The sequence below is a fragment of the Dyella silvae genome (assembly GCF_026421305.1).
Taxonomy (GTDB): domain Bacteria; phylum Pseudomonadota; class Gammaproteobacteria; order Xanthomonadales; family Rhodanobacteraceae; genus Dyella; species Dyella silvae.
Genome location: NZ_JAPJBQ010000002.1, coordinates 116,767 through 138,139 on the forward strand (window position 1 = coordinate 116,767; position 21,373 = coordinate 138,139).

24 protein-coding genes are annotated in these 21,373 nt (G+C 63.5%); 13 read left to right on the forward strand and 11 right to left on the reverse strand.

All coding sequences use genetic code 11. The features are described from left to right. Positions 1 to 47: 47 nt before the first annotated feature. Both OQE56_RS04735 and OQE56_RS04740 read left to right on the forward strand, forming a co-directional pair. Positions 48 to 467 carry a hypothetical protein gene (locus OQE56_RS04735; protein WP_267222095.1) on the forward strand — a complete coding sequence of 140 codons (420 nt, stop codon included), beginning with the start codon at positions 48 to 50 and terminating at the stop codon, positions 465 to 467. A gap of 54 nt (positions 468 to 521) precedes the next feature. Continuing rightward, on the forward strand, positions 522 to 710 hold the full coding sequence (locus OQE56_RS04740; protein WP_267222097.1) for a CPXCG motif-containing cysteine-rich protein: 189 nt from the start codon (positions 522 to 524) through the stop codon (positions 708 to 710). A 9-nt stretch (positions 711 to 719) separates the two neighbouring features. Here OQE56_RS04740 and pncA read toward each other — a convergent pair whose 3' ends face one another. Further along, on the reverse strand, positions 720 to 1,367 hold the full coding sequence (gene pncA / locus OQE56_RS04745; protein ID WP_267222098.1) for a bifunctional nicotinamidase/pyrazinamidase: 648 nt from the start codon (positions 1,365 to 1,367) through the stop codon (positions 720 to 722). A 203-nt stretch (positions 1,368 to 1,570) separates the two neighbouring features. Here pncA and OQE56_RS04750 point away from each other — a divergent pair, with 203 nt between their 5' ends. Next, complete coding sequence (locus OQE56_RS04750; protein WP_267222099.1) at positions 1,571 to 1,942, forward strand: hypothetical protein; 372 nt, start codon at positions 1,571 to 1,573, stop codon at positions 1,940 to 1,942. A gap of 74 nt (positions 1,943 to 2,016) precedes the next feature. Further along, entirely contained in the window at positions 2,017 to 3,213 is a 1,197-nt protein-coding gene (locus OQE56_RS04755; RefSeq protein WP_267222101.1) for an MFS transporter, read from the forward strand. A 77-nt stretch (positions 3,214 to 3,290) separates the two neighbouring features. On the opposite strand, the gene cls is transcribed toward OQE56_RS04755, so the two are convergent. Continuing rightward, complete coding sequence (gene cls / locus OQE56_RS04760) at positions 3,291 to 4,694, reverse strand: cardiolipin synthase (protein ID WP_267222103.1); 1,404 nt, start codon at positions 4,692 to 4,694, stop codon at positions 3,291 to 3,293. 63 nt (positions 4,695 to 4,757) lie between these two features. Further along, the gene (locus OQE56_RS04765; protein WP_267222105.1) at positions 4,758 to 5,687 is read right to left on the reverse strand and encodes a LysR family transcriptional regulator; all 930 of its coding nucleotides are present in this window, start codon (positions 5,685 to 5,687) and stop codon (positions 4,758 to 4,760) included. A gap of 98 nt (positions 5,688 to 5,785) precedes the next feature. Between OQE56_RS04765 and OQE56_RS04770 the strand changes: the two genes are divergently transcribed. The 3 genes from OQE56_RS04770 to OQE56_RS04780 are packed head-to-tail and all read left to right on the forward strand — an operon-like array spanning position 5,786 to position 9,142. Beyond that, entirely contained in the window at positions 5,786 to 7,009 is a 1,224-nt protein-coding gene (locus tag OQE56_RS04770; protein WP_267222106.1) for an MFS transporter, read from the forward strand. Between the two features lie 28 nt (positions 7,010 to 7,037). After that, on the forward strand, positions 7,038 to 8,102 hold the full coding sequence (locus OQE56_RS04775; protein ID WP_267222108.1) for an SDR family oxidoreductase: 1,065 nt from the start codon (positions 7,038 to 7,040) through the stop codon (positions 8,100 to 8,102). Positions 8,103 to 8,128: 26 nt separating this feature from the next. Continuing rightward, entirely contained in the window at positions 8,129 to 9,142 is a 1,014-nt protein-coding gene (locus tag OQE56_RS04780; protein WP_267222110.1) for a zinc-binding alcohol dehydrogenase family protein, read from the forward strand. 105 nt (positions 9,143 to 9,247) lie between these two features. Here OQE56_RS04780 and OQE56_RS04785 read toward each other — a convergent pair whose 3' ends face one another. Continuing rightward, the gene (locus OQE56_RS04785) at positions 9,248 to 10,621 is read right to left on the reverse strand and encodes an FAD/NAD(P)-binding protein (protein WP_267222111.1); all 1,374 of its coding nucleotides are present in this window, start codon (positions 10,619 to 10,621) and stop codon (positions 9,248 to 9,250) included. 35 nt (positions 10,622 to 10,656) lie between these two features. Beyond that, positions 10,657 to 11,238 carry a cysteine dioxygenase gene (locus tag OQE56_RS04790; RefSeq protein ID WP_267222113.1) on the reverse strand — a complete coding sequence of 194 codons (582 nt, stop codon included), beginning with the start codon at positions 11,236 to 11,238 and terminating at the stop codon, positions 10,657 to 10,659. 227 nt (positions 11,239 to 11,465) lie between these two features. On the opposite strand from OQE56_RS04790, the gene OQE56_RS04795 reads away from it, so the two are divergent. Continuing rightward, a complete protein-coding gene (locus OQE56_RS04795; RefSeq protein WP_267222114.1) occupies positions 11,466 to 11,756 on the forward strand; it encodes a hypothetical protein in 291 nt (96 codons plus the stop codon). A gap of 92 nt (positions 11,757 to 11,848) precedes the next feature. Here the strand turns inward: OQE56_RS04795 and OQE56_RS04800 are convergent, their stop codons facing one another. Both OQE56_RS04800 and OQE56_RS04805 read right to left on the reverse strand, forming a co-directional pair. Further along, a complete protein-coding gene (locus OQE56_RS04800) occupies positions 11,849 to 12,502 on the reverse strand; it encodes an energy transducer TonB (RefSeq protein WP_267222115.1) in 654 nt (217 codons plus the stop codon). A gap of 232 nt (positions 12,503 to 12,734) precedes the next feature. Then, the gene (locus tag OQE56_RS04805) at positions 12,735 to 13,562 is read right to left on the reverse strand and encodes a universal stress protein (protein ID WP_267222116.1); all 828 of its coding nucleotides are present in this window, start codon (positions 13,560 to 13,562) and stop codon (positions 12,735 to 12,737) included. Between the two features lie 311 nt (positions 13,563 to 13,873). On the opposite strand from OQE56_RS04805, the gene OQE56_RS04810 reads away from it, so the two are divergent. The 3 genes from OQE56_RS04810 (at position 13,874) to OQE56_RS04820 (ending at position 15,488) form a co-directional block, all read left to right on the forward strand. After that, on the forward strand, positions 13,874 to 14,308 hold the full coding sequence (locus OQE56_RS04810; protein ID WP_425601594.1) for a hypothetical protein: 435 nt from the start codon (positions 13,874 to 13,876) through the stop codon (positions 14,306 to 14,308). 143 nt (positions 14,309 to 14,451) lie between these two features. Further along, positions 14,452 to 15,120 carry a PAQR family membrane homeostasis protein TrhA gene (gene trhA / locus OQE56_RS04815; protein ID WP_267222118.1) on the forward strand — a complete coding sequence of 223 codons (669 nt, stop codon included), beginning with the start codon at positions 14,452 to 14,454 and terminating at the stop codon, positions 15,118 to 15,120. Then, the gene (locus OQE56_RS04820) at positions 15,117 to 15,488 is read left to right on the forward strand and encodes a TfoX/Sxy family protein (protein WP_267222120.1); all 372 of its coding nucleotides are present in this window, start codon (positions 15,117 to 15,119) and stop codon (positions 15,486 to 15,488) included. The genes trhA and OQE56_RS04820 overlap by 4 nt, the downstream gene beginning before the upstream one ends. Positions 15,489 to 15,516: 28 nt before the next feature. Here OQE56_RS04820 and OQE56_RS04825 read toward each other — a convergent pair whose 3' ends face one another. Both OQE56_RS04825 and OQE56_RS04830 read right to left on the reverse strand, forming a co-directional pair. After that, complete coding sequence (locus tag OQE56_RS04825; RefSeq protein ID WP_267222122.1) at positions 15,517 to 17,283, reverse strand: DUF885 domain-containing protein; 1,767 nt, start codon at positions 17,281 to 17,283, stop codon at positions 15,517 to 15,519. An 80-nt stretch (positions 17,284 to 17,363) separates the two neighbouring features. After that, positions 17,364 to 17,846 carry a DUF456 domain-containing protein gene (locus OQE56_RS04830; RefSeq protein WP_267222123.1) on the reverse strand — a complete coding sequence of 161 codons (483 nt, stop codon included), beginning with the start codon at positions 17,844 to 17,846 and terminating at the stop codon, positions 17,364 to 17,366. A 65-nt stretch (positions 17,847 to 17,911) separates the two neighbouring features. Here OQE56_RS04830 and OQE56_RS04835 point away from each other — a divergent pair, with 65 nt between their 5' ends. Then, positions 17,912 to 18,619 carry a protein kinase family protein gene (locus OQE56_RS04835; protein WP_267222124.1) on the forward strand — a complete coding sequence of 236 codons (708 nt, stop codon included), beginning with the start codon at positions 17,912 to 17,914 and terminating at the stop codon, positions 18,617 to 18,619. Between the two features lie 71 nt (positions 18,620 to 18,690). Here the strand turns inward: OQE56_RS04835 and OQE56_RS04840 are convergent, their stop codons facing one another. Further along, complete coding sequence (locus OQE56_RS04840; protein WP_267222126.1) at positions 18,691 to 19,590, reverse strand: LysR family transcriptional regulator; 900 nt, start codon at positions 19,588 to 19,590, stop codon at positions 18,691 to 18,693. A gap of 123 nt (positions 19,591 to 19,713) precedes the next feature. Between OQE56_RS04840 and OQE56_RS04845 the strand changes: the two genes are divergently transcribed. Further along, entirely contained in the window at positions 19,714 to 20,316 is a 603-nt protein-coding gene (locus tag OQE56_RS04845; RefSeq protein ID WP_267222128.1) for a short chain dehydrogenase, read from the forward strand. 64 nt (positions 20,317 to 20,380) lie between these two features. Here OQE56_RS04845 and OQE56_RS04850 read toward each other — a convergent pair whose 3' ends face one another. Then, positions 20,381 to 21,157 (reverse strand): ferredoxin--NADP reductase, encoded by a 777-nt coding sequence (locus OQE56_RS04850; protein WP_267222130.1) that lies wholly within the window; start codon positions 21,155 to 21,157, stop codon positions 20,381 to 20,383. Positions 21,158 to 21,373 lie beyond the last annotated feature (216 nt).

Below are 21,373 nucleotides of genomic sequence, written 5' to 3' on the forward strand. Positions count from 1 at the left end.
CGCGTTCGCGATGCTCAATCCATTGACCATCAAGATGGAGTCTGGTGATGAAAACCATGCAATACATCGCGGGTGCGATGACGTTGGCAGCACTGGCCCTTGCCGGCTGCGGCGTGACCAACAACCACGACAAAGTGATCAAGGACGCCGTATCCAATCGCGTGTTCCTGTACCAGACGCCGGGCGGTGGCGATGCCACGCTGCAGATCGTACGCAGCAACGGTTATTTCGGCGGCGGTTGCTCGGCACAAATCATGGTCGACGACAAGTTCGCCGCGCAGCTGGAAACCGGCGAGCAAGTGTCGCTGTATCTGCCCAGTGGCGAGCATGTGGTGTCGCTGCAGAATTCCGGCGCGTGCCATAAGCCAGGCAGCAAGGCGAGCGTGAATACCACGCTGGCGGCGGGCGAGAGCGCCGTAGTGGAAGTGAATAAGTGGGGTTCGTCTCTGTCGCTGGCCAAGCGCTGAGCGACTCCGCGTGCGGTGGCGCCTCGCGCCACCGCCGTCATGAGGTGGGGTGCCGTGCTTGAATCCGTGCTGATCCACTGCCCGTATTGCGGTGAACCCATCGAGATCCTGGTGGATGCTTCGGTGGACAGCCAGCGCTATATCGAGGACTGCCAGGTCTGTTGCCGGCCGATCGACATCGCTGTGGATGTCGATGAAGACGGTGAGCTACACGTGAGTGCCGCTTCCGAAAATGACGGTTAAAAAGGGTGGCTAGACGATCGCGGTGAACGTCATCACGTCGACGCCCAACTGGTCATAGCGCAAGCGCGTCGCGATATCGGTGGTGGGTGATACCGGGCGCGTGAGATCCCACAGCACGTGGGTGCGATAGCCGAGATCTACCGCGTCCTGCGCGGTCCAGAGCACGCACACATCGCGCGCGAGCCCGCACACATAAACCTCGTCCACGCCACGTTCGCGCAGCCAGGCATGCAGCCGGGTCGCGGGACGTTTGCCATTGGGCCCATGGTTTTCGCGGAAGCCGCTATAGGAATCCACGAGCGGGTCGTCGCCCTTGCGGATCACGGTGTCCACCACGCTCCAGTCGATGGCCGGATGCAGCTCCGCCCCCGGCGTGTCCTGCACGCAATGGGGTGGCCACAAGGTCTGCGCATGGCCGTACAAAGGAATACGGTCAAACGGTTCGCGCCCGGGGTGAGAGGTGGCAAAGGAAATATGACCGGCCGGGTGCCAGTCCTGCGTGGCCACTACGTGCTGGAAGGCGCGCTTCTTCAACAGCTGGTCGATGCCAGGAATGATGGCCTCGCCCTCATGGCAGGCGAGGGCGCCACCGGGCATGAAGTCCGGCTGCACATCGACCAGGATCAGGGCAGCCCGGCTGCTGATGGGGTGACTCATAGACGCGTCCAGGATCGCAAGAGGCTACGGCCGGAAAGTCTAGTCTGTGGAGCCGGTGCACGGTTGTGACGAGTTCGACGAGCCACCTGTACGCGATGTACGTGATTCAGAGTAAGGGATACCTTACTTGGCACCGCATCGAAGCCCGCCTTCGCTTAGCTGCAGGCATAATGCCAACACTCGGCAATTGATGGGACAGGGGCATGCCTTACGACCAGTCGTGGATGGGATACGGCCTGACGGGCGCATTCGAGGCGGGGCTGATTGCCGCGGCGGTGGGGTTCGCGTTGTTTGCAGTGCTGCACTGGTTCGGCCGGACGCAAGGCTGGAGCGTGGCGCTGGAAGTGGGCTGGGCCTATCTGTTGGGTGTCATCCTGGCCGGCGGCCATGATCTCTGGAACCTTTTCTATTTCAACTACGGTCGGGTGCAGTCGCTGCAGCTACTGAGCGTGCGGCTGGCCGAAGTGCATGATCCGGATGGGCTCGGGGCACGCGCGCTGTTCGCCTTTATCGGTGTGGCTGTGGGTGTCTATCTCGGCTGGCTGGTCTTTGGCCGCCGCCGTCACGCTGACTGATGCAACAGTGACGTCATACACACAGAACGTGATGGGCATCGCCGGCTGGCGCTCACTCCTCACGCGTCGTGCTCATGCAAGCTCACGTTGAAAGTGGGGCTAGTGGTCCTTCGCTGACCCTGCGGATTGTCCAGATCGTGAGCTTCACGTTTCTGGCCTATCTGGTGATCGGCATGCAGCTGGCCGTGCTGCCGCCGTTCGTGCACAACGACCTGGGTTTCGGTGCGGTGCTGGCCGGGCTGGCGATTAGCTCGCAATACCTCGCCACCTTGTTCAGCCGGGGCTTTGCGGGGCGAACCTCCGATACAGCGGGTCCCAAGCGCGCCGCACTCATTGGCTTGCTGGCGTGTGGTGGCAGTGCGGCGCTGATGATGGTCGCTGCGCTGCTGCGCCCATGGCCGATGGCCTCGTTCGGTGTGATGTTGCTGGCGCGGTTGGCGTTGGGCGTGGGCGAGAGCTGCGTGGCGACCGGTTGCATCATGTGGGGCATCGGCCGGGTAGGCGCCGAGCACACGGCCAAAGTGATTTCGTGGAATGGCGTCGCCACCTACAGCGCACTCGCGGTGGGCGCGCCGCTGGGCGTACTGCTGGTGGCCGCCGGCGGCTTCATCACCATCGGCCTGGGTGGTTTGGTGGTGACGGTGGCCGCGCTGGTGCTGGCCTGGCGTCGCCCCGCCGTACGTGTGGAAGGCGGCGAGCGGATGCCCATGCATCATGTGTTCGGACGCGTAGCGCCTTATGGCATGGGGCTCGCGCTGGGCGCGGTAGGTTTCGGCGTGATCGCCACCTTCATCACGCTCTACTACGCCAGCCAGGGATGGGCAGGTGCGGCGCCCACGCTCAGCCTGTTCGGCGTGTGTTTCGTCGGTGTGCGGTTGGTGCTTGGCTGGACCATTGCGCACTTCGGCGGTTATCGGGTGGCGCTGACGTCGTTGCTCATCGAAGGCGTGGGCCTGATCGTGCTGGCGACGGCAGGCCATGTCGCGGTGGCCATGTTGGGCGCCGCGTTGTGCGGCATCGGTTTTTCTCTGGTATTTCCGTCACTGGGCGTGGTGGCAGTGACAAGGGTAAGCGTGAGTAACCGGGGTGCTGCGTTGGCGGCGTATTCGGTGTTCACCGATGTGGCGCTGGGTGTCACGGGGCCCTTGGGAGGATGGATCGCCTCAGGCGGACGTTATGGGCCGATGTTCGCGGTGGCCGCGGTGATGGCACTTGCAGCAGCGGCGCTTACCGGCGCGTTGTATGTGAGCTACGGGAACAAGGCTGGCTGAGAGCGAAGAGTGAGAAGTGAGAAGTGAGAGAAAGCAAAGCCTGAAGCTCTTCTCTCACTTCTCCCCCCTCACTCTTCTCAAAGCACGGGATCGAACAGTCGCGCCACATGCATGGCCAAGCGCCGCAAGTACGGCGCCCTCAGGTACTCCGCCTCGGTCACTTGGTGCGAGTGTGAAAAATCTTCCACCAGCATGGCTTCTACCTGACTGGCGAAGGCGCGATCCACATTCAGCGCGCTGATCTCGAAGTTGAGGCGGAACGAGCGGTTGTCGAGATTCATGCTGCCTACCGACGCCGTGTCATCGTCGACCAGCAGCACCTTCTCATGCAAAAAACCAGGTTGATAGCGGAACACGCGAATGCCCGCGCGCACGGCATCGTGCGCGTACAGGCTCGAGGCGAGAAACACGGTGTGGTGATCAGGGCGTGAGGGAATAAGCACACGCACGTCCACGCCACGGAATACCGCCAGCCGCAACGCTGCCATCACCGCCAGATCGGGCACGAAGTAGGGCGTGGTGATCCATAGTCGCCGGCGTGCGGCGTGAATCAGTGTCACGAAGAACAGCGAGCACGACTCCTGCCGGTCGGCCGGGCCGGTGGCAGCGATCAAGGTATGCGCGCTGCCCTGGCCTGAGGCCGGTTGGCGCAGCGGCGGCAGCGCGCCCGTGACCCAGTGCCAGTCCTCGGCGAAGCTGCGTTGCAGTTCGGCGACGGCGTAGCCATCGATTTGCAGATGGGTGTCGCGCCACGGCGCTAGCGGTGGCTTGAGGCCGAGGTACTCGTCGCCTACGTTGAGTCCGCCGACAAAGCCGCGCACGCCATCGATCACCACGATTTTCCGGTGATTGCGAAAATTGAGCTGAAAACGGTTGCTGCGTCGCTGCGTGGCAAACGGGTGGATGCTGACGCCGGCTGCGCGCAGCGTGTCCACATAGTGGCCGGGCAGGGCATGGCTGCCGATACCGTCGTACAACACACACACTTCCACGCCGGCGCGCACGCGCTCCAACAACACCTGCTGCATGCGCTTGCCCAGCATGTCGTCGTGGATGATGAAAAACTGCACCAGCACGCAATGCCTGGCTTCGCTGATGGCGTTGAGAATCGCGGTGAACGTGGCTTCGCCATTCACCAGCAATTGCAGGCGCTGCCCCGCATGGAACTGCGTGCCCAGCATGTCGGCGATCTCGCCATAGCGCGCACACGCCGCCTGATGGGCCGGGCTGGTCACGAGCTGGGTTTCGGCCAATGCCTGCATCTGGCCGCGGCGCAAGCGATGCAGGTCGATGTAACCATGGAAGCGGCTACGCCCCAGGTAGAGGTAGGGAATCAGGGTGATGTACGGCAGCAAGACCAGACCCAGCGCCCAGGCGAAGGCGCCCTGCGGCGTGCGTGTATTCATCACCGCATGCATGGCTGCCAGCACGCCAGCGATGTGCAGCAACAGGAGAAGGCCGCCGATCAAGGTGGTCACCATGCCAAACGCCTTGTTCTGAAGTGAATAGGTTGGACGTTAGTACGTGCGAGGTGCCCGGCGCCGTCAGCGCATGGCGTTGCGTACGGTATCGAGTACCTCGCGTTCGCGTGCCTGCAGTTCCTGTTGCAGATAATCCACGAAGCGGCGGATGCGTGCAGGCAGATAGCAACGGCTGGGATAAATCGCGTAGAAATGCGCCTCCGGCATGATCACGTCGCCCAGCAGCGGCACCAGGCGGCCGGCGCGGACGTCTTCGGCGATATCCCAGGCGGACTTGAAGGCCAGCCCGTGCCCGGCGACGGCCAGGGCGCGCATGAGGTCGCCGTTATCGCAGGTGATCGCGGCATCCACCCGCAACGTGCGCGGGCCATCGGGTGTTTGCAGGATCCACGGCAGGATGCCGAGGCCGGGGCGGTGCAGCATCAGGCAGTCGTGGCGCTGGAGATCGTCCACGCTGGTCGGGTGGCCGCGCCGCGCCAGATACGCCGGCGAGGCGCACAGCACGCGAAAGTTGTTGGCGAGCAGCCGCGACACCAGGCGCGAGTCGGACATGCTGCCGCCGCGCACGGCCACATCCACACCGTGCTCGAACAGATCCAGCATGGCGTCGGAGTTGGTGATGCGCAGCTTCAGTTGTGGGTGCTGGGCGGCGAAATCGGCAGCTATCGGGCCGATGTACTGGCGCCCCATGTCCACTGACGCGGAGATATGGAGCTGACCGCGTACCTCAAGCTGCCCCATCCCGACCGCTGAATTGGCATCGTCCACATCCGCGATGATGGCCTGGCAGCGTTCGAAATAAATCGTCCCCTCTTCGGTGAGCAGGAGCCGGCGCGAGCTGCGCTGAAGCAAGCGGACCCCCAGCGCCTGCTCCAGCCGGTTCAGGCGCTTGCTGGCTGCCGCGGGCGACAGCCCAAGCTCCCGCCCGGCGGCCGACAGGCTGCCATCGGTGACGGCGCGGACGAACAGCCGCATGTCTTCGAAATCGACCATCTTCAACTTTTTGGAAAAGATGCCTCTCTAGTTTGCTCAATTCCCGATAGGTTCGACAAGGCGCACAGTGACGGCCGTCTCCCCCGGATTGTCCCGCCATGAAGCCCCATCCTTCCATCGACGTCTCCGCCCAGGCGGGTTCGTCGCGCCTGGCCCTGCTCGCGTTGTCCGTGGCGGCCTTCGCCATCGGGACCACCGAATTCGTGATCATGGGCCTGCTGCCCGAAGTGGCGAGCGACCTGCGGGTGAGCATTCCTTCTGCCGGCCTGCTGGTGTCCGGTTATGCGTTGGGCGTGGCTGCCGGCGCGCCGTTGCTGGCGGCGCTGACCGCCCGCCTGGAGCGCCGCAACGCACTTCTGCTGCTGCTGAGCCTGTTCATTCTGGGCAACGCTCTCTGCGCCGTGGCGCCGAATTACGGCGTGCTCATGGTGGCACGCGTGGTGGCGGCGTTCTGTCATGGTTCGTTCTTCGGCATCGGCGCCGTGGTGGCTTCGCATGTCGTGCCTCGTGGACAGGCCGCGCGCGCCATCGCCCTGATGTTTACCGGCCTGACCCTGGCCAACGTGCTGGGCGTGCCGTTCGGTACCTTCCTGGGCCAGTGGGCCGGCTGGCGCGCCACCTTCGCGGCCGTGACCGGGCTGGGCGTTGTGGCGGCCATCGCCGTGTGGCGTCTGGTGCCGGCCTTGCCGGACCTGCCGTCGCCGCATATGAAGCGCGAGCTGGGCGTGCTGCGCCAGCCGCAGGTGCTGCTGGCGCTGCTGATGACGGTGCTGGGTTTCGGCGGCGTGTTCACCGTGTTTACGTACATCGCTCCGATTCTGCAGCAGGTGTCGCATGTCAGCGTGGGCGCCACTGGCTGGGTGCTGATCCTGTTTGGCCTCGGCACGACCATCGGCAACATGTTGGGCGGCCGGCTGGCGGACTGGCGCCTGATGCCGTCGCTGACCGCTGTGCTGGTGATGCTGGCGCTGATCATGTTCGCCTTCGCCTGGACCATGCACAACACGATCGCGGCCGTCGTCACCGTATTCGTCTGGGGTATCGCTGCTTTCGCCACGGTGCCGCCGCTGCAGATGCGTGTGGTGCAACAGGCGAGCGAAGGCCCGCATCTCGCCTCGACGCTCAATATCGCCGCGTTCAATCTCGGCAATGCCATCGGCGCCTTCATCGGCGGCGCGATGATCGACATGAACCTCGGTCTGCCCTCCGTGAGCGTCGCCGGGGCGGTGGTGGCGCTGCTTGGCCTGCTGGTGACCTTGGTCAGCGCATCGCTTGAGCGCCGCCACCGCACTCGCACGGCGGCGTGCGCTGCCTGTGCCTGATGCGTTGTCTTTCCCCTCGAACAAAGGAATGTCAGTGAGCAAGCAAACCAAGGTCGCGCTGGTGGTCGGCGCGCAGGGCGTGATCGGCCGTCATCTGATCGATCACTTGTCGATGCTGGAAGACTGGCAGGTGGTCGGGCTCTCGCGCCGCGGTGGTACGGATCAGGGGCGCGTTCGCCACATCGCCGTTGATCTTCTGGACATCGACGACACGCGCAAGAAGCTCGGCGAACTTGCCGGCGTAACGCATGTGTTCTACACGGCCTATCAGGATCGCCCGACCTGGGCGGAACTGGTGCCGCCGAATCTCGCCATGCTGGTGAATGTGGTCGACGTCATCGAACCGGTAGCCAAGGGGCTCGAGCACATCAGCCTGATGCAGGGCTACAAGGTCTACGGTGGTCACCTTGGCCCGTTCAAAACGCCGGCCAGGGAAACGGATGCGGCCTTCATGCCGCCGGAATTCATGCACGACCAGCAACGTTTTCTGGAAGAACGTCAACACGGCAAGGCGTGGAACTGGTCGGCGATTCGCCCTGCGGTGGTGGGTGGAGTTGCCCTCGGCAATCCCATGAATCTTGCGCTCGCCATCGCCGTGTATGCGTCCATCAGCAAGGAGCTGGGCCTGCCGTTGCGGTTTCCGGGCAAACCCGGGGCCTACGACCACTTGCTTGAAATGACCGACGCAGGCCTGCTCGCACGCGCCACCGTGTGGGCCGCTACCGAGCCACGTTGCGCCAATCAGGCCTTCAACATCACCAATGGCGACCTGTTTCGCTGGAACGAGATGTGGCCTTTCATCGCCGACTATTTCGGGCTGGAGGTCGCGCCACCGCTGCCGCTGTCGCTCGACACGGTGATGGCCGATAAGGCGCCGCTGTGGCGCACCATGGGCGAGCGCTGTGGCCTGGCGCCGCATAGCTGGGCTGAAGTGTCATCCTGGCGCTTCGCGGACTTCGTATTCTCCTGGGATTACGACATGTTTGGCGATGGCTCCAAGGCGCGCCGCTTCGGCTTCCACGAGCATGTGGAAACGAAAGCGATGTTCACGCGACTGTTTGACGACTTTCGTCAGCGCAAAATCATCCCCTGATATTCGGCATGCCCAAGGAGAGCCGCATGAAAGCCGTTGCCTACCGACACATCCTTCCCATCACTGATCCGCAGAGTCTGCTCGATGTCGAGTTGCCGGTGCCGGTAGTGCAGGGACGTGATCTGCTGGTGAAAGTCGAGGCCGTTTCGGTCAATCCGGTGGACACCAAAGTACGTAAGCGGGTCGACCCGCAGGGCGCCGACAAGGTGCTCGGCTGGGATGCCGCCGGCACCGTGGTGGCGGTGGGCGCGGACGTCACGCTGTTCAAACCCGGGGATGAGGTGTTTTATGCCGGTGCTATCGATCGCCCCGGCAGTAACGCCGAGTTTCAGCTGGTGGACGAGCGCATCGTGGGGCGCAAGCCGTCCACCCTGGATTTCGCCCATGCCGCAGCCATGCCGTTGACCACCATCACCGCGTGGGAATTGTTGTTCGACCGGCTCGGCGTGCCGCGTGGCAGCAGCGCGCGCAGCGGTGTGGTGCTGGTGGTTGGCGGTGCCGGTGGGGTGGGCTCGATGGCGATTCAGCTCGCGCGTCGGCTGACTAACTACACCGTGATCGGTACGGCGTCACGCGAGGACACGCGCGCATGGGTGAAAGAGATGGGGGCCCATCACGTGGTCGACCATCATGGTGATCTGGTCGCTGCGGTAAAGGCGGTGGCACCGCAGGGCGTCGACGTAGCACTCAGCCTTACTCACACCGATCAGCATTTCGCCGCGTTGGCTGAGCTTCTCAAACCGCAAGGCAAACTCGGACTGATCGACGATCCCGCCACACCACCTGATATCCGTCTGCTCAAGGCGAAGAGTCAGTCGTTGCACTGGGAGTCGATGTTCACCCGCTCGTTGTTCCACACCGACGACATGCAGGCACAGCACCAGCTGCTCAATGAAGCTGCGGATCTCGTCGATGCGGGCGTGCTGCGCAGCACGCTGCGAGAGAACCTGGGCACGATCAGCGCAGCGAATGTTCGCCGCGCACACGTTCAACTGGAAAGCGCCAGCACTATTGGCAAACTGGTGTTGAGCGGCTTCTGAGGGAAAAGCGAGGAGTGGGTGAAGAGCAGTGAGAAGTTAGAGAAAAGCCGTGACAGCTCTCTCTCACTCCTCACTTCTCTTCACTCACTCCTCGTTCTTCTTCACTCACTTCTCGCTTTCAAGCAGGCGATCCGCCAAATGCCGCGCCTGCTGTCGGATCTCCGGCATCGCCGTCGATTCCCACAGGACGCCACGCAGCAGCGTGCCAATGGCGTAGAAGTGTGGCCAGGTATGGCCGTCATGCTGCAGACGTCCTTCCGGGGTGGCATGGCAGCCCAGTCCCAATGCATCGGGCGTCACATGGCCGTTGGTGGCCAACTGCCGGATCAGGGGGTGCTGCGTGCGGCGCACATCGGTATTGAGGCCAACCGTCTGGATCACCAGGTCGGCATCCAGTGTGGCATCGGCTTCGCCGTAATGCGCGCGAACATCCACCTGCAGTTTGTCGCCGACCACATGCACGGCCTGCAAGCGGCCGCGGCGGCGATGCAGGCGGCCATCACGCTCCAGAGCCCGTATGGCGGTCATCACCTGGGGTGGCATGCGATGGCGCACGCGTTCCCATGCCCAGCGCGCGTGACGCAGGAAGCGAGAACGTTCCACTTCAGGAAGCAACGCCCATAGCGATGGCGTATGTGGACGCAGACTGTCGGTTACCGTGCGCCAGTCGCTGCTCTGCGCGATGGCTTCGCGCACCAGGCGCATCCAAAGCCGAATGACGGGCGACTCGCGCATCGCTTCGATCAGATCGCTGCTGTCATCGGCAGGCGCAGAAGCGCTCTCCAGATGCGGTTCCGGCAACAGGCCGTGACGTGATATCGCCTCAAACGTGGCGTTCGGCCACAACGCCGAAAGTTCCAGCAGCACATCAACGGCCGTGAGGCCGAGGCCGATCAGCACCACTTTGCGCGGGCGCGAATCAGGCTTCACCGAGGCAAGGAAACGCCACGGATCGGTGACGTACTGGCCACTCGCGAGCGCAGACTCGTTGACGCCGCCGAGCGGTTGCGGAGGCAGGGCCCCAATGGCAAGCACGGCCGCATCGACGCGGGTGTTTTCCTCGCCGTGTACCAGCGTGACCCCATCGTTCTCGGGTACCACCGCATCGACAGGGAACGGCAGCACGCGCACATCGTGTCCGTCTTCGCGGGCGCGTGCGAGCGCGCGGGTGACTTCGGCCTCAAGATAATCACCGTAAAGCCGGCGCGGCAGAAAATCAGTGCCGGCGATGGTGCTGTCACCGCGCTGCGCAAAATCGAGGAAACCGTGCGGCTTGGCGGCAAACATGCTCATCGACGCCGCGCGCACATTCAAAAGGTGCTTGTCCGAGCGCGTGCCATAGGCCACGCCGCGCGGCGAAGCGTTGCCGCCCGTATACCAGTCCAGATGCAACGGCTGCGGCGGCCGGCGTTCCAGCAGCTCGCTTAGCAGCGCTGCCGCTGCAGCGCCGCCGCCGATGATGGCGACCCGTCGATACATGCCACTCCCTTAAAAAAACGCTGATTCGGTGTAGCTCAGGCGTACAACAGACGCCCGGCAATAGCGCTGTGCTGTTGCTTTTTGAGCCACTGGCCGGCTTTCCCGGCTTCTTGGTAGATGAGGTACTGTGCCAGATCACCACCGTACACGTGAAGCGTGAGCGCGGTTTCGTGCCGGGAAAGGTTGCGGCAGCGGTGCGCGTAGCGGTCGTCGGCATCGAACCAGCTGGCGTCGCCAGGGCCCAGCCAGTCGCTGCCGGCCTGACGCAGTGCTTCACCTTGAGCGTCGTGTTCCCAAGACTGCACTTCGAGTGCGCCATGCAGGGCCATTTCCAGCCCCCACAGGCCACCGTGGTCGTGAATCGGGGTGGCGTGATTGGCCGGCCAGGTCATGACCAACACGCTGATTTCTGGCTTGCCGCGACGGGACACCAGCCAGCGCTCGAAACCCTGGTTGCGCGTGCGCAAACCGGCCAGGCCATCGTTAAGCGGCTGCCGGTTCTGGTGCACCATCCGGCTCAGTTCCCTTGCCATCGACGCAAGGTCCGGGTGCGAACCCGTGCCATAGTCAAACGCGATATCACGCAGCGCCTTGAGGTGGTGCATGTGTTTGGCCATGCGATGTTACTCGACAGAAACCGGGCCGCAGTGGAGCACGGGTATCGTTAAAGTCCCGTAACCCGAATATGACCAGCCGAGTTTCACCCGGCATGACTTTCGCGACATGCGCACCGCATGGCAAAAGCGCACGATGCCATCAACAAAGGCCTTGAAATACGCACCCGCCGGCTGCATGACGACGGTGCGATATGGTCGCTGGCGCAACTGCCAGCAGGAGAAACGTCATGATTGCATTGACTGTGCTCTTGATGCTGATTTTGGGTGTATGGCTCACGGCCTCACTCATCGGCGTGGTGTTCAAGCTGACCTTCGCGCTGATCGGCGGCTTGTTCAGCATCGTTGGCGCGATGCTTGGTTTTTTGTTTGGCGGCCTCGCGCTGTTGATCATCGCGCCTATCGTGGCGCTTGCGCTGCTGCCGTTCTGTTTGCCGGTGATCCTTCTGATCGCGGTGGTATGGGCGATCGTGCGCTCGTCGCATCCTCCGGCGACGCAGTCGCCAGCGTCAGCACACTGATCTTGCGGTTGCCGTGGAATGGCCCGGTCGGACGCTGGATGCCGACCGGGCCGTCCCTTTGGCCATGACGGCCACGTTGTTACGTCGCAGCGTTACAGCTCGTTTAAATTGAATGTCACCGGCACGCGCGCCCATGCGCGTACGGCGTGGCCGTTCACCACGGCCGGCTCGAATTTCCACCCCTGCAAGACCTGTTCGCGTGCACTGCGATCGAGCAGCATGAACCCGCTGGATTGTTCGATAGAGACGTCTTGCGGTACGCCCTTCTCATCCACCAGCACCTTCAACACCACGGTGCCCTGCATGTGGGTGCGTAGCGCCTGGGGCGGATATTTCAAAGGCACGGCGCGGTAAGCCAGTGTGGCTTCGACGGGAGCCGTATCCACGATGGGGTTTGGGTTGCTTGGCGCAACCACCGGTGCCGGTATGGAGCCTTCATCCGATGTCGTTGCCACGGGTGGCGACACCGGTTGTGGCTGAGGCACGGCCTGGGTATGCGGAACGGGTTTCGGTTGCACCGGTGTTTTCAGGTCGATAGGTGGCGGCGGGGGCAGCTCTTTGGGTGGCGTTATCCTGGTGATGATGACCCCGGGAACACGCTGCGCTTGTTGCATTAACTGAGGGGCCATCGGGCGCATGACGATCATGAGCACCGCCACGTTCAACGCGATGGCGACACTCAGCGCCGCGATGCGAACGCTATCCGGATGGGTGTGACGGGGTACAGCCAGGCTTGCGGACGACATAGGCGACCTCCTGACGTATCGATGTTGGATTGACGCCCGACACGCTGCTGGGGATGCAGAGGGATCGTGCCAGGCGACTTCAGCCTATGCCCGTCGAAAACGCTTGCACAAGTAGCCGTCTGGAAGGCTATGCTGTGCGGAGAACCCGCATGTTGCCAAAACGGCCCGCTAAGGGGAGTGGCCCGCCAGAGCGACTCTCACTTCTCACTCCTCTTAACTCACTTCTCGCCTTTCAATGCGCAACCAGCATGGGCACGTCTCCGTGCATGAACAAGTGGCGCGTGGTGCCGCCAAGTACCATCTGCGCAAGGCGGGAACGGCTCCAGGCGCCCATCACGATAAGGTCCGCGCCCTGGTTGTGCGCAGCCTCCAGCAAGGCAGCACCTGCCGCATGACTGGGGCCCGTATTGAAGATGTCGATGCGGGCACGGATGCCATGCCGCTGCAGCCAGTCAGCGAGCCCCGGCGGGGGCAATACCGGCAGCAGCTCGGCATTCATTTCGCTGCCATCGAGCACGCGTATTTCGTCGGCCTTCTGCAGCACGGGTAGTGCCGCTGCCAGTGCCAGCGCGGATTCGCGGCTACCGTTCCATGCCACCAGCACATTGGCGCCTACGCTGGCGACGGGCGCCACATCGGGCACTACCAGTACTGGCCGTCCGCAGGCGAACACACAGCGGGATACCGAACCAAAGCCGACCGGCGCGTCGCTACGCTGCTGGCTGCGTTCCATGATTAGAAAGTCGTAGCCCGACGTTGCCTGGCTGACGGTCTGCACGGTGTCGCCCTGGGTCACCCGCCACATACCGTTGAGCGAGTGGGAGGCGAGGGTCTGTCGCCAGATGGGCTCGTACGCCTGCGCTTCCGCCACGCGGCGCTGGGTTTCTTCCAGTTGCACCGGTACGGCTTCGGGCAGGCTGAAGGCGGCCGCCGGAAGGTCGGCCACGTAGAGTGCATCCAGTCGTGCGCCGAGGCGATGCGCCAGGGCCATCGCGGCGCGAGGGGCGGCGACGGCAAGATCCAGATGGTCCAGATGCAGCAACAAGTCGATCGATGACATCGCACGGCTCTCCCTATTCCTGGTCCGCCTTCAGCATAGAACGAGGTGGCATGGCGGGAGTAGCTCGCGTTGCCGCATGGCCGCCGATTGCGCTGGAAAAAAAAGCCCCGCACAGGGTGGCGGGGCAGCAAGGCCGGACGTCGGGGGAGAGAGAGGGGACGCCCGGTTATCCCATTTTCTGCGCCGCCTGCTTGTTTTGGCGTACAACCTGGGTGAAAGGGGTGTTCACGCCGGAGATGGCGGCGGCTTGCCAGAATCCCGGATATGCCAGCCCCTGGGTTGGGGCTTGCGCAGATCGGAGGACAAACGTCATGACAGCCTGGAAGATTTTCGGCGTATCGGCGCTGGCTCTGGCCGGCTGGATGGCTGCCGTCCCGGCGCATGCGGGCGACATCGAGTGCAAGATGAATTTCCGCCTCTCTGGCTGGTCGGTGTTCTATCAGACCGCCGAAGGCAGCGGCACCGTTCATTGCAGCAATGGCCAGAGCATGGGTGTGCATATCCGGGTGAAGGGTGGCGGCATCACCTTCGGCAAGAACCAGATCGACGATGGCGTGGGCAAGTTCTCCGGCATCACCAGCATCAGCGAGATCAAGGGTCACTACGCCGATGCTGGCGTGCATGCGGGTGCTTCGAAATCCGCCGGCGCGCGGGTGATGACCAAGGGCAATGTCTCGCTGGCGCTCAGTGGTACCGGCAAGGGCTGGGACCTGGGCGTGGCCTTTGGCGCCTTCATCATCGAATAACCTGAATCAGCGCGAGCGGAACCTAAGTAAGTGGCGGCGATCGCACCGCGTTTCATACGCCGCGCGGCCTTGCAATCGCTCGCCAGCAGGCTAAGGTGGCGGAATCTGTACGCATCGGTACGTTTCGTACCCCAAGGATTCCCATGTCTGCCACCACCGGCGCGGCACTCCCTCGCTATGCCTTCGGCGACGAACTCGCCAGCAGCGTCATTCACGGCATCGGCATTGTGCTCAGCATTGCCGGGCTCGCCACGCTGGTGGCGTTCTCGGCGCTTTACGGTGATGCCCGGGCGGTGGTTGCCAGTGCGGTGTTCGGCGCCACGCTGATTCTTTGCTACACCGCATCGACGCTGTATCACTCCATTCCGGGCGTGCTGGCCAAGCAGGTGCTGCGCACCCTCGATCACATCGCCATTTTCCTGTTGATCGCAGGCACCTATACCCCGTTTACCCTGATTGCCTTACCGGGCGCGTGGGGCTGGAGCCTGTTCTGTACGGTCTGGGCGTTGGCGCTGATGGGCAGCGCGCTGGAACTGGGCCTGCTGAAGAAGTACCGCAAGCTGGCGGTGCTGATGTACGTGGGCATGGGCTGGGTGGGCGTGATCGCGTTCAAGCCGCTGGCCGCCCATCTGCAGACCGGCGGTATGGTGTTGCTGCTCGCCGGTGGCGTGGCCTACACGCTGGGCGTGCCGTTCTACCTGTGGCGCAAGCTGCCGTATCACCACTCGGTGTGGCACTTCTTTGTGCTTGCCGGCAGCGTGCTGCATTACCTCGCCGTGCTGTTCTATGTGATCCCCGACGCGCCGGTGTGAACGCCGATATCGAAGTGCTGCGCCGCGATCTGGAAGATGCCGCTACGCACCTGGGGCGGCCGCACGATCTGCGCTTCAAGCCGATGTTCGGCGGGCTGATGGCGTACTTCGACGAGAAGCCTCTCGCCTGGTTGTCCACGCAAGGCATGGCACTCAAGGTGCCGGAACAGGATCAGGCTGCGCTGCTGGCTCATGAAGGCGCCGCGCGCTTTCGTCATCGCGCGGATGCGCCACCCAGCCGGAGTTATTTGATCGTGCCGCCATCGTTGTGCCGCGACACGCCACGGCTGGCCGAATGGCTGGAGCGTTGCGCACGCGCCGTGCCGGCCGCACAAAAAAGGCCGCGCCCGAAGGCGCGGCCCCGATAACGCGGCGCTTACGCGCCGCGTGTGTTGATTACTTCTTTTTCTGCGACGGAATGAAGTGCGTACGCACCGCTTCGGCGAGCTGTTCCGGCGGCAGCAGGCCCTGGCCGATCACGAAGTCGTTGAAAGCCTGGCGATTGAAGTCCTTGCCCAGCGCCAGCTCGGTATTCATGCGCGTCTGCTGCAGGCGCATGTAACCGTAGAAGTACGCCGTGGCCTGGCCCGGGCTGTTGAAGGTGTAGCGATCCAGCTCCTGCTGCGTCATGGCCTCGGACAGACCCACGTCGTTATGCAGCACATCGTGCGCACGCTCTTTGGTGATCAGGCCAAGATTGAGCATCGGGTCGAGGAAGGCGCGGGCAGAGCGCTGCAAGCGTGCCTGCAGTGCCACGAACTGGCCGGCCGGCGGCTCGTACGGCAGCATTTCCGATTCGGCGTACAGTGCCCAGCCTTCCACGTTGACGCTGTTGAAGGCGAACAGACTGCGTGCCAGCGAGACGCCGCGCTCCACCATCGCCGCAAACTGCAGCTCGTGACCCGGGCGGCCTTCGTGTGAGGTCAGCGTCCAGGCGGCAGCCTTATAGGTGAAGTCGTCATACGAATCCGACTTGCCGCCACTCGGGTTGCCCATGGTCAGCACAAAGGTGCCCTGTTCGCCGTGGTTGTTGATGAACGGCGGCGGGTCCATGTGCGGCGCAGGCACCGCTGCCGTCTCGGCTTCCGAGGCCAGGCGCATCTGCATCTTGCGCTGGGGCAGGGTGATGATGTGTTCGCGGCGAATGATGTCTTCGATCTTGCCGATGATCTCGTGGTACCACGGCACCACGTCATCCTTGCCCAGCTGTTCTTTCTTCAGCGCCTTGAGCACGTCGCGGTAATCGGTGGCCTGGATGCCTTCGGCCTTGGCCACGACCGGTGCCATCATCTGCATCGTCGAACGCAGTTCCGCGAATTCGAACTGCGCTTCCTTGATGAGCTGCTCCGGTGGAATGTCGATGCCGACCTGCTTGAGGTTGTAGGCATAGAGCGGCTCGGGCAGGCGGAAATCCTCGCGGGCGCGTGGCACCACCGTGGTGCGCACCCAGCCGTCATAGTCCTTCAGCTGGCTGTCCAGCGCATCGAGGGCCGCCTTGCCGTCAGCGTTATCCAGCTTGTACTTGGCGAACAGCTGGCGGATGCCCTGCGTATAACGCTGCGTGTTGGAGAGCTTCTGCTCCACCTCGCCCTTGTACGGGCCGAGCAGATCCTTCTCATTCAGACGTTCGGTGGTCTGGGCTTTGGCCAAGTCCACAATCGGCGTGCAACCCGGTGCCTTGCCGACATAGCACTGCAGGCGCTTGAGCGCCGAAGGACGGCGCTTGGCGTCGACATCATCCTTCAGCAGCGCGAACTCGCCCTGGAAGATGGTCTGGCCAACGTCCACATACGGCAGCATGTACTTGTGATTGAGATCGATCCCTTCGATCTGCTGATCCACCGCCTTGATCATGATCTGCAGATCCTGGCGGACGTTCTCGTCCTTTTCGCTGGCCAGCAGGGTCTGCAGCTTGCCCTTGGCATCCACAAAAGCGGTGCGCGAACGGGCGTCGACATCCGGCTTCAGGTCGATGACTTTGTCGTCGAATCCGGGTACGCCGATCTGCGAAGCAAATTCCGGATTGAACTTGGCGAGCACGTCCAGCAGCACCTTGGCGTCGGTGTTGCTGCGCTCGATCCAGGTAGGCGTCTTGGTTTCCGCTTGAGCCGTTCCGGTTGCTATCAGCGAAACCGCCAGGGCGAGAGCGAGGCGTTTGGACATGGGGGCTTCCCTAGGATGTGGTTTCACGAGCCTATAAGGGCCGGGTTGGCCCGCGCCATGTGCCGAAGGTCGTCCCGCGCTCAACCCACCAGCAGGGCCAAGCCGAACAGGCCGATCATCAGGAACGACAGCACCAGCTTCACCAGCGTGCCGAACAGCAGCCCCAGCCAGGTCGCCACGCCCACGTGCGCCGACCGCAGCACGCTCGTGCCGGACAGCAGTTCCCCGATCAGAGCGCCGGCAAAGGGGCCGATCAGCAGCCCCGGGATGCCAAAAAACATGCCGATCAGGGTGCCCAGCGCCGTGCCGGAGACGGCCAGCTTGCTGGCTCCCACGCGCTTGGCCCCCAGCGAGGCGGAGACGAAGTCCATCGCCACCCCTATCACACCGAGCGCGCCGATGATCAGCAACCACCACACGCCCAGGTGGCGATACTGGTCCAGGGCCGCCACCAGCCAGATGCCCCCGAAGATCATCGGGATGCCGGGCAGCGCCGGCAGGATGTTGCCAGCCAGCCCACCGACGATCAGCAGGGCCGCGAGCACGTAAAGCGCAATCTCCACAGGATGTTCTCCAAGACATACCTGCCGCAGCATATCGGCAACGGCCGTACGCGCGCCGGAGTTGGATGGGCGACAATACCCTGCTCACGACGCACGCAGCGTTGGATCGCGGAAACCCAGTGGATACCTCGCGTAACACCCTGCTCAAAGCCGACGAACTTGGCCGCATCGAAATTGCGGAACGCGACGGCGTGCGCGTGATCCGGCGCGACATTGGTGCAGCGCGCTGGTGGGCACGCACGTTTGCACGGCGAGCAGCCGCACGCGAAGCGCGGGCGCTGGCCAAGCTGGACGGTATCGACGGCGTACCCGCCCTGCTGGGCTGGAACGGCCGCGAGTTGCTGCGCAGCTATATCGCCGGTGCGCCGATGCAACAGGCGCAGCCGCGCGATCGTGCCTACTATCGCGAGGCCTTGCGTTTGCTGGCGGCGCTGCATCGCCGTGGCATTGTGCACAACGACCTTGCCAAGGAGCCGAACTGGCTCGTGCGCACCGATGGCCGTCCAGCGCTGGTGGATTTCCAGATCGCCTGGACGCGCGGCAAGCGTGGTGCCTTGTTCCGCCTGCTTGCACGTGAAGATCTGCGTCACCTGCTCAAGCACAAGCGTACGTATTGCCCCGAAGCACTGAGCGCGCGGCAGACTGCCATCCTCAACACGCCAGCGCCGCACTCGCGATGGTGGCGCGCGACCGGCAAGCGTCTGTACAAGCTTATTGCGCGGCGCGTGTTCGGCTATTGGGATAACGAAGGGCAGGGGCGCGTTCGCGATTAAGGTCTCGCCTTCGTCTCCACCTGTGGGAGCGCGCCGGTCATGCTTTTCTGAAGGAGCGCACAAGTGCGCTCCTACAACGAAGCATCGGCCCCGAACCGCTTGAGCAGAAACTCGATCATGCTGCGCAACTTGGCAGTGGGGCGGCGGTCCTGCGCATAAAGCAGATGCATCGGCGTGGACGGCGGCGCCCAGCCCGGCAATACCTGCAGCAGCCGTCCCGCCGCCAGGTCATCCGCCAGCAACACCTCGGGCTGCAATACGATGCCGGCGTCATGCAAAGCGGCAATACGCAGCGCGTCGCCATGATCGACCGCCAGGCGTCCTTGTACCGGCACGTCGCAGCGCTCCTCGTTGGGGCCGAGCAGATGCCATTGATCGCGGCGGCGCCAGTTGGTGAGACCCAGGCAGGTGTGCGTGGCCAGCTCCTCCGGACGCTGCGGTGTACCGTGGCGTGCCAGGTAAGCCGGCGAGGCCGCCAATAGCATGCGATACGGTTGCAACTGCCGCGCGACGAGTTGTGGGTCGTCGATGGCGCCGATGCGGATGGCCAGTTCATAGCCTTCGCCGACGAGATCGAACACCCGGTTGTCCAGCGTCAGCTCTACGCGGACATCGGGGTAACGTTGCAAGTACTCGGTGAGCGCAGGCGTCAGTCGCCGGCTGCCGAAACTCATGGGGGCGGTGATGCGCAGGTTGCCGCGTGGCGTTGCCTGCAGCTCCAGAGCGCTGCGTTCGGCCAGCTCCACATCGGCCAGCACCAGCTTGCAGCGTTCGTAGTAGAGCCTGCCCACTTCGGTCAGCTGCTGGCGGCGGGTGGTGCGATGGAGTAGCCGTGCGCCGAGCCGCTCTTCGATGGCGCGTACGTGCTTGCCCGCCATGGTCGGCGATACCCCGCTGGCCTCGGCCGCCGCCGCGAAGCTGCCGCTTTCGACCACTCGCACAAACATCGCCATGCTCGCCAGCGTATCCATGATTGAAAACCCATAGGTTTCGAATGCAGGGAATCATTGCATGTTTATCGCCGGACAGGCCGGGGCAGACACTGCGCATCTGGCTGGCCCACGTCGGGTCGCCTCAGACGAGGTCTTATTTCGATGCGAATTCTGCTTGTGGGTGCCAGTGGCACCGTGGGAACCGCCGTGGCCGGGGCACTGGCACCGCACCATGAACTGATCCGCGCCGGGCGCCATTCCGGTGATGTACGCGTTGACCTCACCGACATCGCCAGCGTGGAGCGCATGTATCAGGAGGCGGGTGCGCTGGACGCGGTCGTCACCACCGCAGGCCACGTGCATTTCGGCATGCTGGAAGAAACCACGCCCGAACAGTTCATGTCCGGCCTGCAGGACAAATTGATGGGGCAGGTCAACGTGGTGATGGCGGGCATCAAACACCTGCGTGATGGTGGCTCGTTCACCCTCACCAGCGGCATCACCGCCGCCGAGCCGATCCGGCTCGGCACCAATGCCACCACGGTGAATGCCGCCATCGAGGGTTTCGTGCGCGCTGCCGCCACGGAGCTGCCGCGCGGGCTGCGGATCAACGCCGTCAGCGCGACCTTGCTCACCGAATCGCTCGATAGTTTCGGGCCGTATTTCCCGGGTTTTGAGGCCGTGCCCGGCGAACGCGTGGGGCAGGTGTACCGGCGCAGTGTGGAAGGTGTGGGCACCGGCCGCGTGTATACGATCTGGCAGTAGCCCCACCGAGAAACGACTGTGGGAGCGCACCCTGTGCGCTCCCACACAAACATACTTCCGTCGTTTACTTCTCGACGAACGCCCGCTCGATCACGTAGTCGCCCGGCTCACGCGTGCGCGGCGATACCTCGAAACCGCGCGCATCCAGCAGTGCGCAGGTGTCGTCCAGCATCGACGGGCTACCGCACAACATCACGCGATCCATGGCGGGGTCGAGCGGCGGCAAGCCGATGGCCTCGCTCATCGAACCGTTGATGATGTTGTCGGTAATGCGCCCCTGATGGCGGAACGGCTCGCGCGTCACCGTGGGGTAGTAGATCAGCTTCTCGCGCACCAGCTCACCGAGGTATTCGTGCTGCGGCAGCTCGTTCTCGATGTAGTCCTTGTAAGCCAGATCGTTGACGTTGCGCACGCCGTGCGCGAGCACGATCTTCTCGTAGCGATCGTAGGTTTCCGGATCGCGCACCAGGCTCATGAATGGCGCCAGGCCCGTGCCCGTGCCGAGCAGATACAGATGCTTGCCGGGCTTGAGGTCATTGAGCACCAGCGTGCCGGTGGGCTTGCGGCTGACAATGAGCGGGTCGCCCGGCTTGAGGTGCTGCAGACGTGAGGTCAGTGGGCCGTTAGCCACCTTGATGCTGAAGAACTCCAGATGTTCTTCGTAATTCGCACTGGCGATCGAATACGCGCGCATCAGCGGGCGGCCATCCACTTCCAGACCGATCATCACGAACTGCCCGCTGTCGAAGCGGAAGCCGGGATCACGTGTCGTGCGGAAGCTGAAAAGACTGTCGTTCCAGTGGTGCACGTCGATCACGTGCTCCGTCGCCAATGCCACCATTGCCGGTTACCGTCCTGAATGTGGGGTGCTGCGGGCAGGCATTGGCAAGCCAATACCGGACTCGAAGGGGAATGGCGCCGCCCGCTGCGCCTGACGAGTGCTGCCGTAGTGCAGCTGGGTGCGCATTATGCCATCGGCCGCGGGGCGGTTCATGCAGAAAAGCCGCTGAAATCGGGCATTCACAAAGCGCTGCGGCATCACGCCGCGACTGAAGCG

Coding starts and splice junctions, on each gene's coding strand:
- OQE56_RS04735 (WP_267222095.1), top strand. CDS start 48: ATGAAAACCATGCAATACATCGCGGGTGCGATGACGTTGGCAGCACTG.
- pncA (WP_267222098.1), bottom strand. CDS start 1,367: ATGAGTCACCCCATCAGCAGCCGGGCTGCCCTGATCCTGGTCGATGTG.
- OQE56_RS04750 (WP_267222099.1), top strand. CDS start 1,571: ATGCCTTACGACCAGTCGTGGATGGGATACGGCCTGACGGGCGCATTC.
- OQE56_RS04755 (WP_267222101.1), top strand. CDS start 2,017: ATGCAAGCTCACGTTGAAAGTGGGGCTAGTGGTCCTTCGCTGACCCTG.
- cls (WP_267222103.1), bottom strand. CDS start 4,694: ATGGTGACCACCTTGATCGGCGGCCTTCTCCTGTTGCTGCACATCGCT.
- OQE56_RS04765 (WP_267222105.1), bottom strand. CDS start 5,687: ATGGTCGATTTCGAAGACATGCGGCTGTTCGTCCGCGCCGTCACCGAT.
- OQE56_RS04770 (WP_267222106.1), top strand. CDS start 5,786: ATGAAGCCCCATCCTTCCATCGACGTCTCCGCCCAGGCGGGTTCGTCG.
- OQE56_RS04775 (WP_267222108.1), top strand. CDS start 7,038: ATGTCAGTGAGCAAGCAAACCAAGGTCGCGCTGGTGGTCGGCGCGCAG.
- OQE56_RS04780 (WP_267222110.1), top strand. CDS start 8,129: ATGAAAGCCGTTGCCTACCGACACATCCTTCCCATCACTGATCCGCAG.
- OQE56_RS04785 (WP_267222111.1), bottom strand. CDS start 10,621: ATGTATCGACGGGTCGCCATCATCGGCGGCGGCGCTGCAGCGGCAGCG.
- OQE56_RS04790 (WP_267222113.1), bottom strand. CDS start 11,238: ATGGCCAAACACATGCACCACCTCAAGGCGCTGCGTGATATCGCGTTT.
- OQE56_RS04795 (WP_267222114.1), top strand. CDS start 11,466: ATGATTGCATTGACTGTGCTCTTGATGCTGATTTTGGGTGTATGGCTC.
- OQE56_RS04800 (WP_267222115.1), bottom strand. CDS start 12,502: ATGTCGTCCGCAAGCCTGGCTGTACCCCGTCACACCCATCCGGATAGC.
- OQE56_RS04805 (WP_267222116.1), bottom strand. CDS start 13,562: ATGTCATCGATCGACTTGTTGCTGCATCTGGACCATCTGGATCTTGCC.
- OQE56_RS04810 (WP_425601594.1), top strand. CDS start 13,874: ATGACAGCCTGGAAGATTTTCGGCGTATCGGCGCTGGCTCTGGCCGGC.
- trhA (WP_267222118.1), top strand. CDS start 14,452: ATGTCTGCCACCACCGGCGCGGCACTCCCTCGCTATGCCTTCGGCGAC.
- OQE56_RS04825 (WP_267222122.1), bottom strand. CDS start 17,283: ATGTCCAAACGCCTCGCTCTCGCCCTGGCGGTTTCGCTGATAGCAACC.
- OQE56_RS04835 (WP_267222124.1), top strand. CDS start 17,912: ATGGGCGACAATACCCTGCTCACGACGCACGCAGCGTTGGATCGCGGA.
- OQE56_RS04840 (WP_267222126.1), bottom strand. CDS start 19,590: ATGGATACGCTGGCGAGCATGGCGATGTTTGTGCGAGTGGTCGAAAGC.
- OQE56_RS04845 (WP_267222128.1), top strand. CDS start 19,714: ATGCGAATTCTGCTTGTGGGTGCCAGTGGCACCGTGGGAACCGCCGTG.
- OQE56_RS04850 (WP_267222130.1), bottom strand. CDS start 21,157: ATGGTGGCATTGGCGACGGAGCACGTGATCGACGTGCACCACTGGAAC.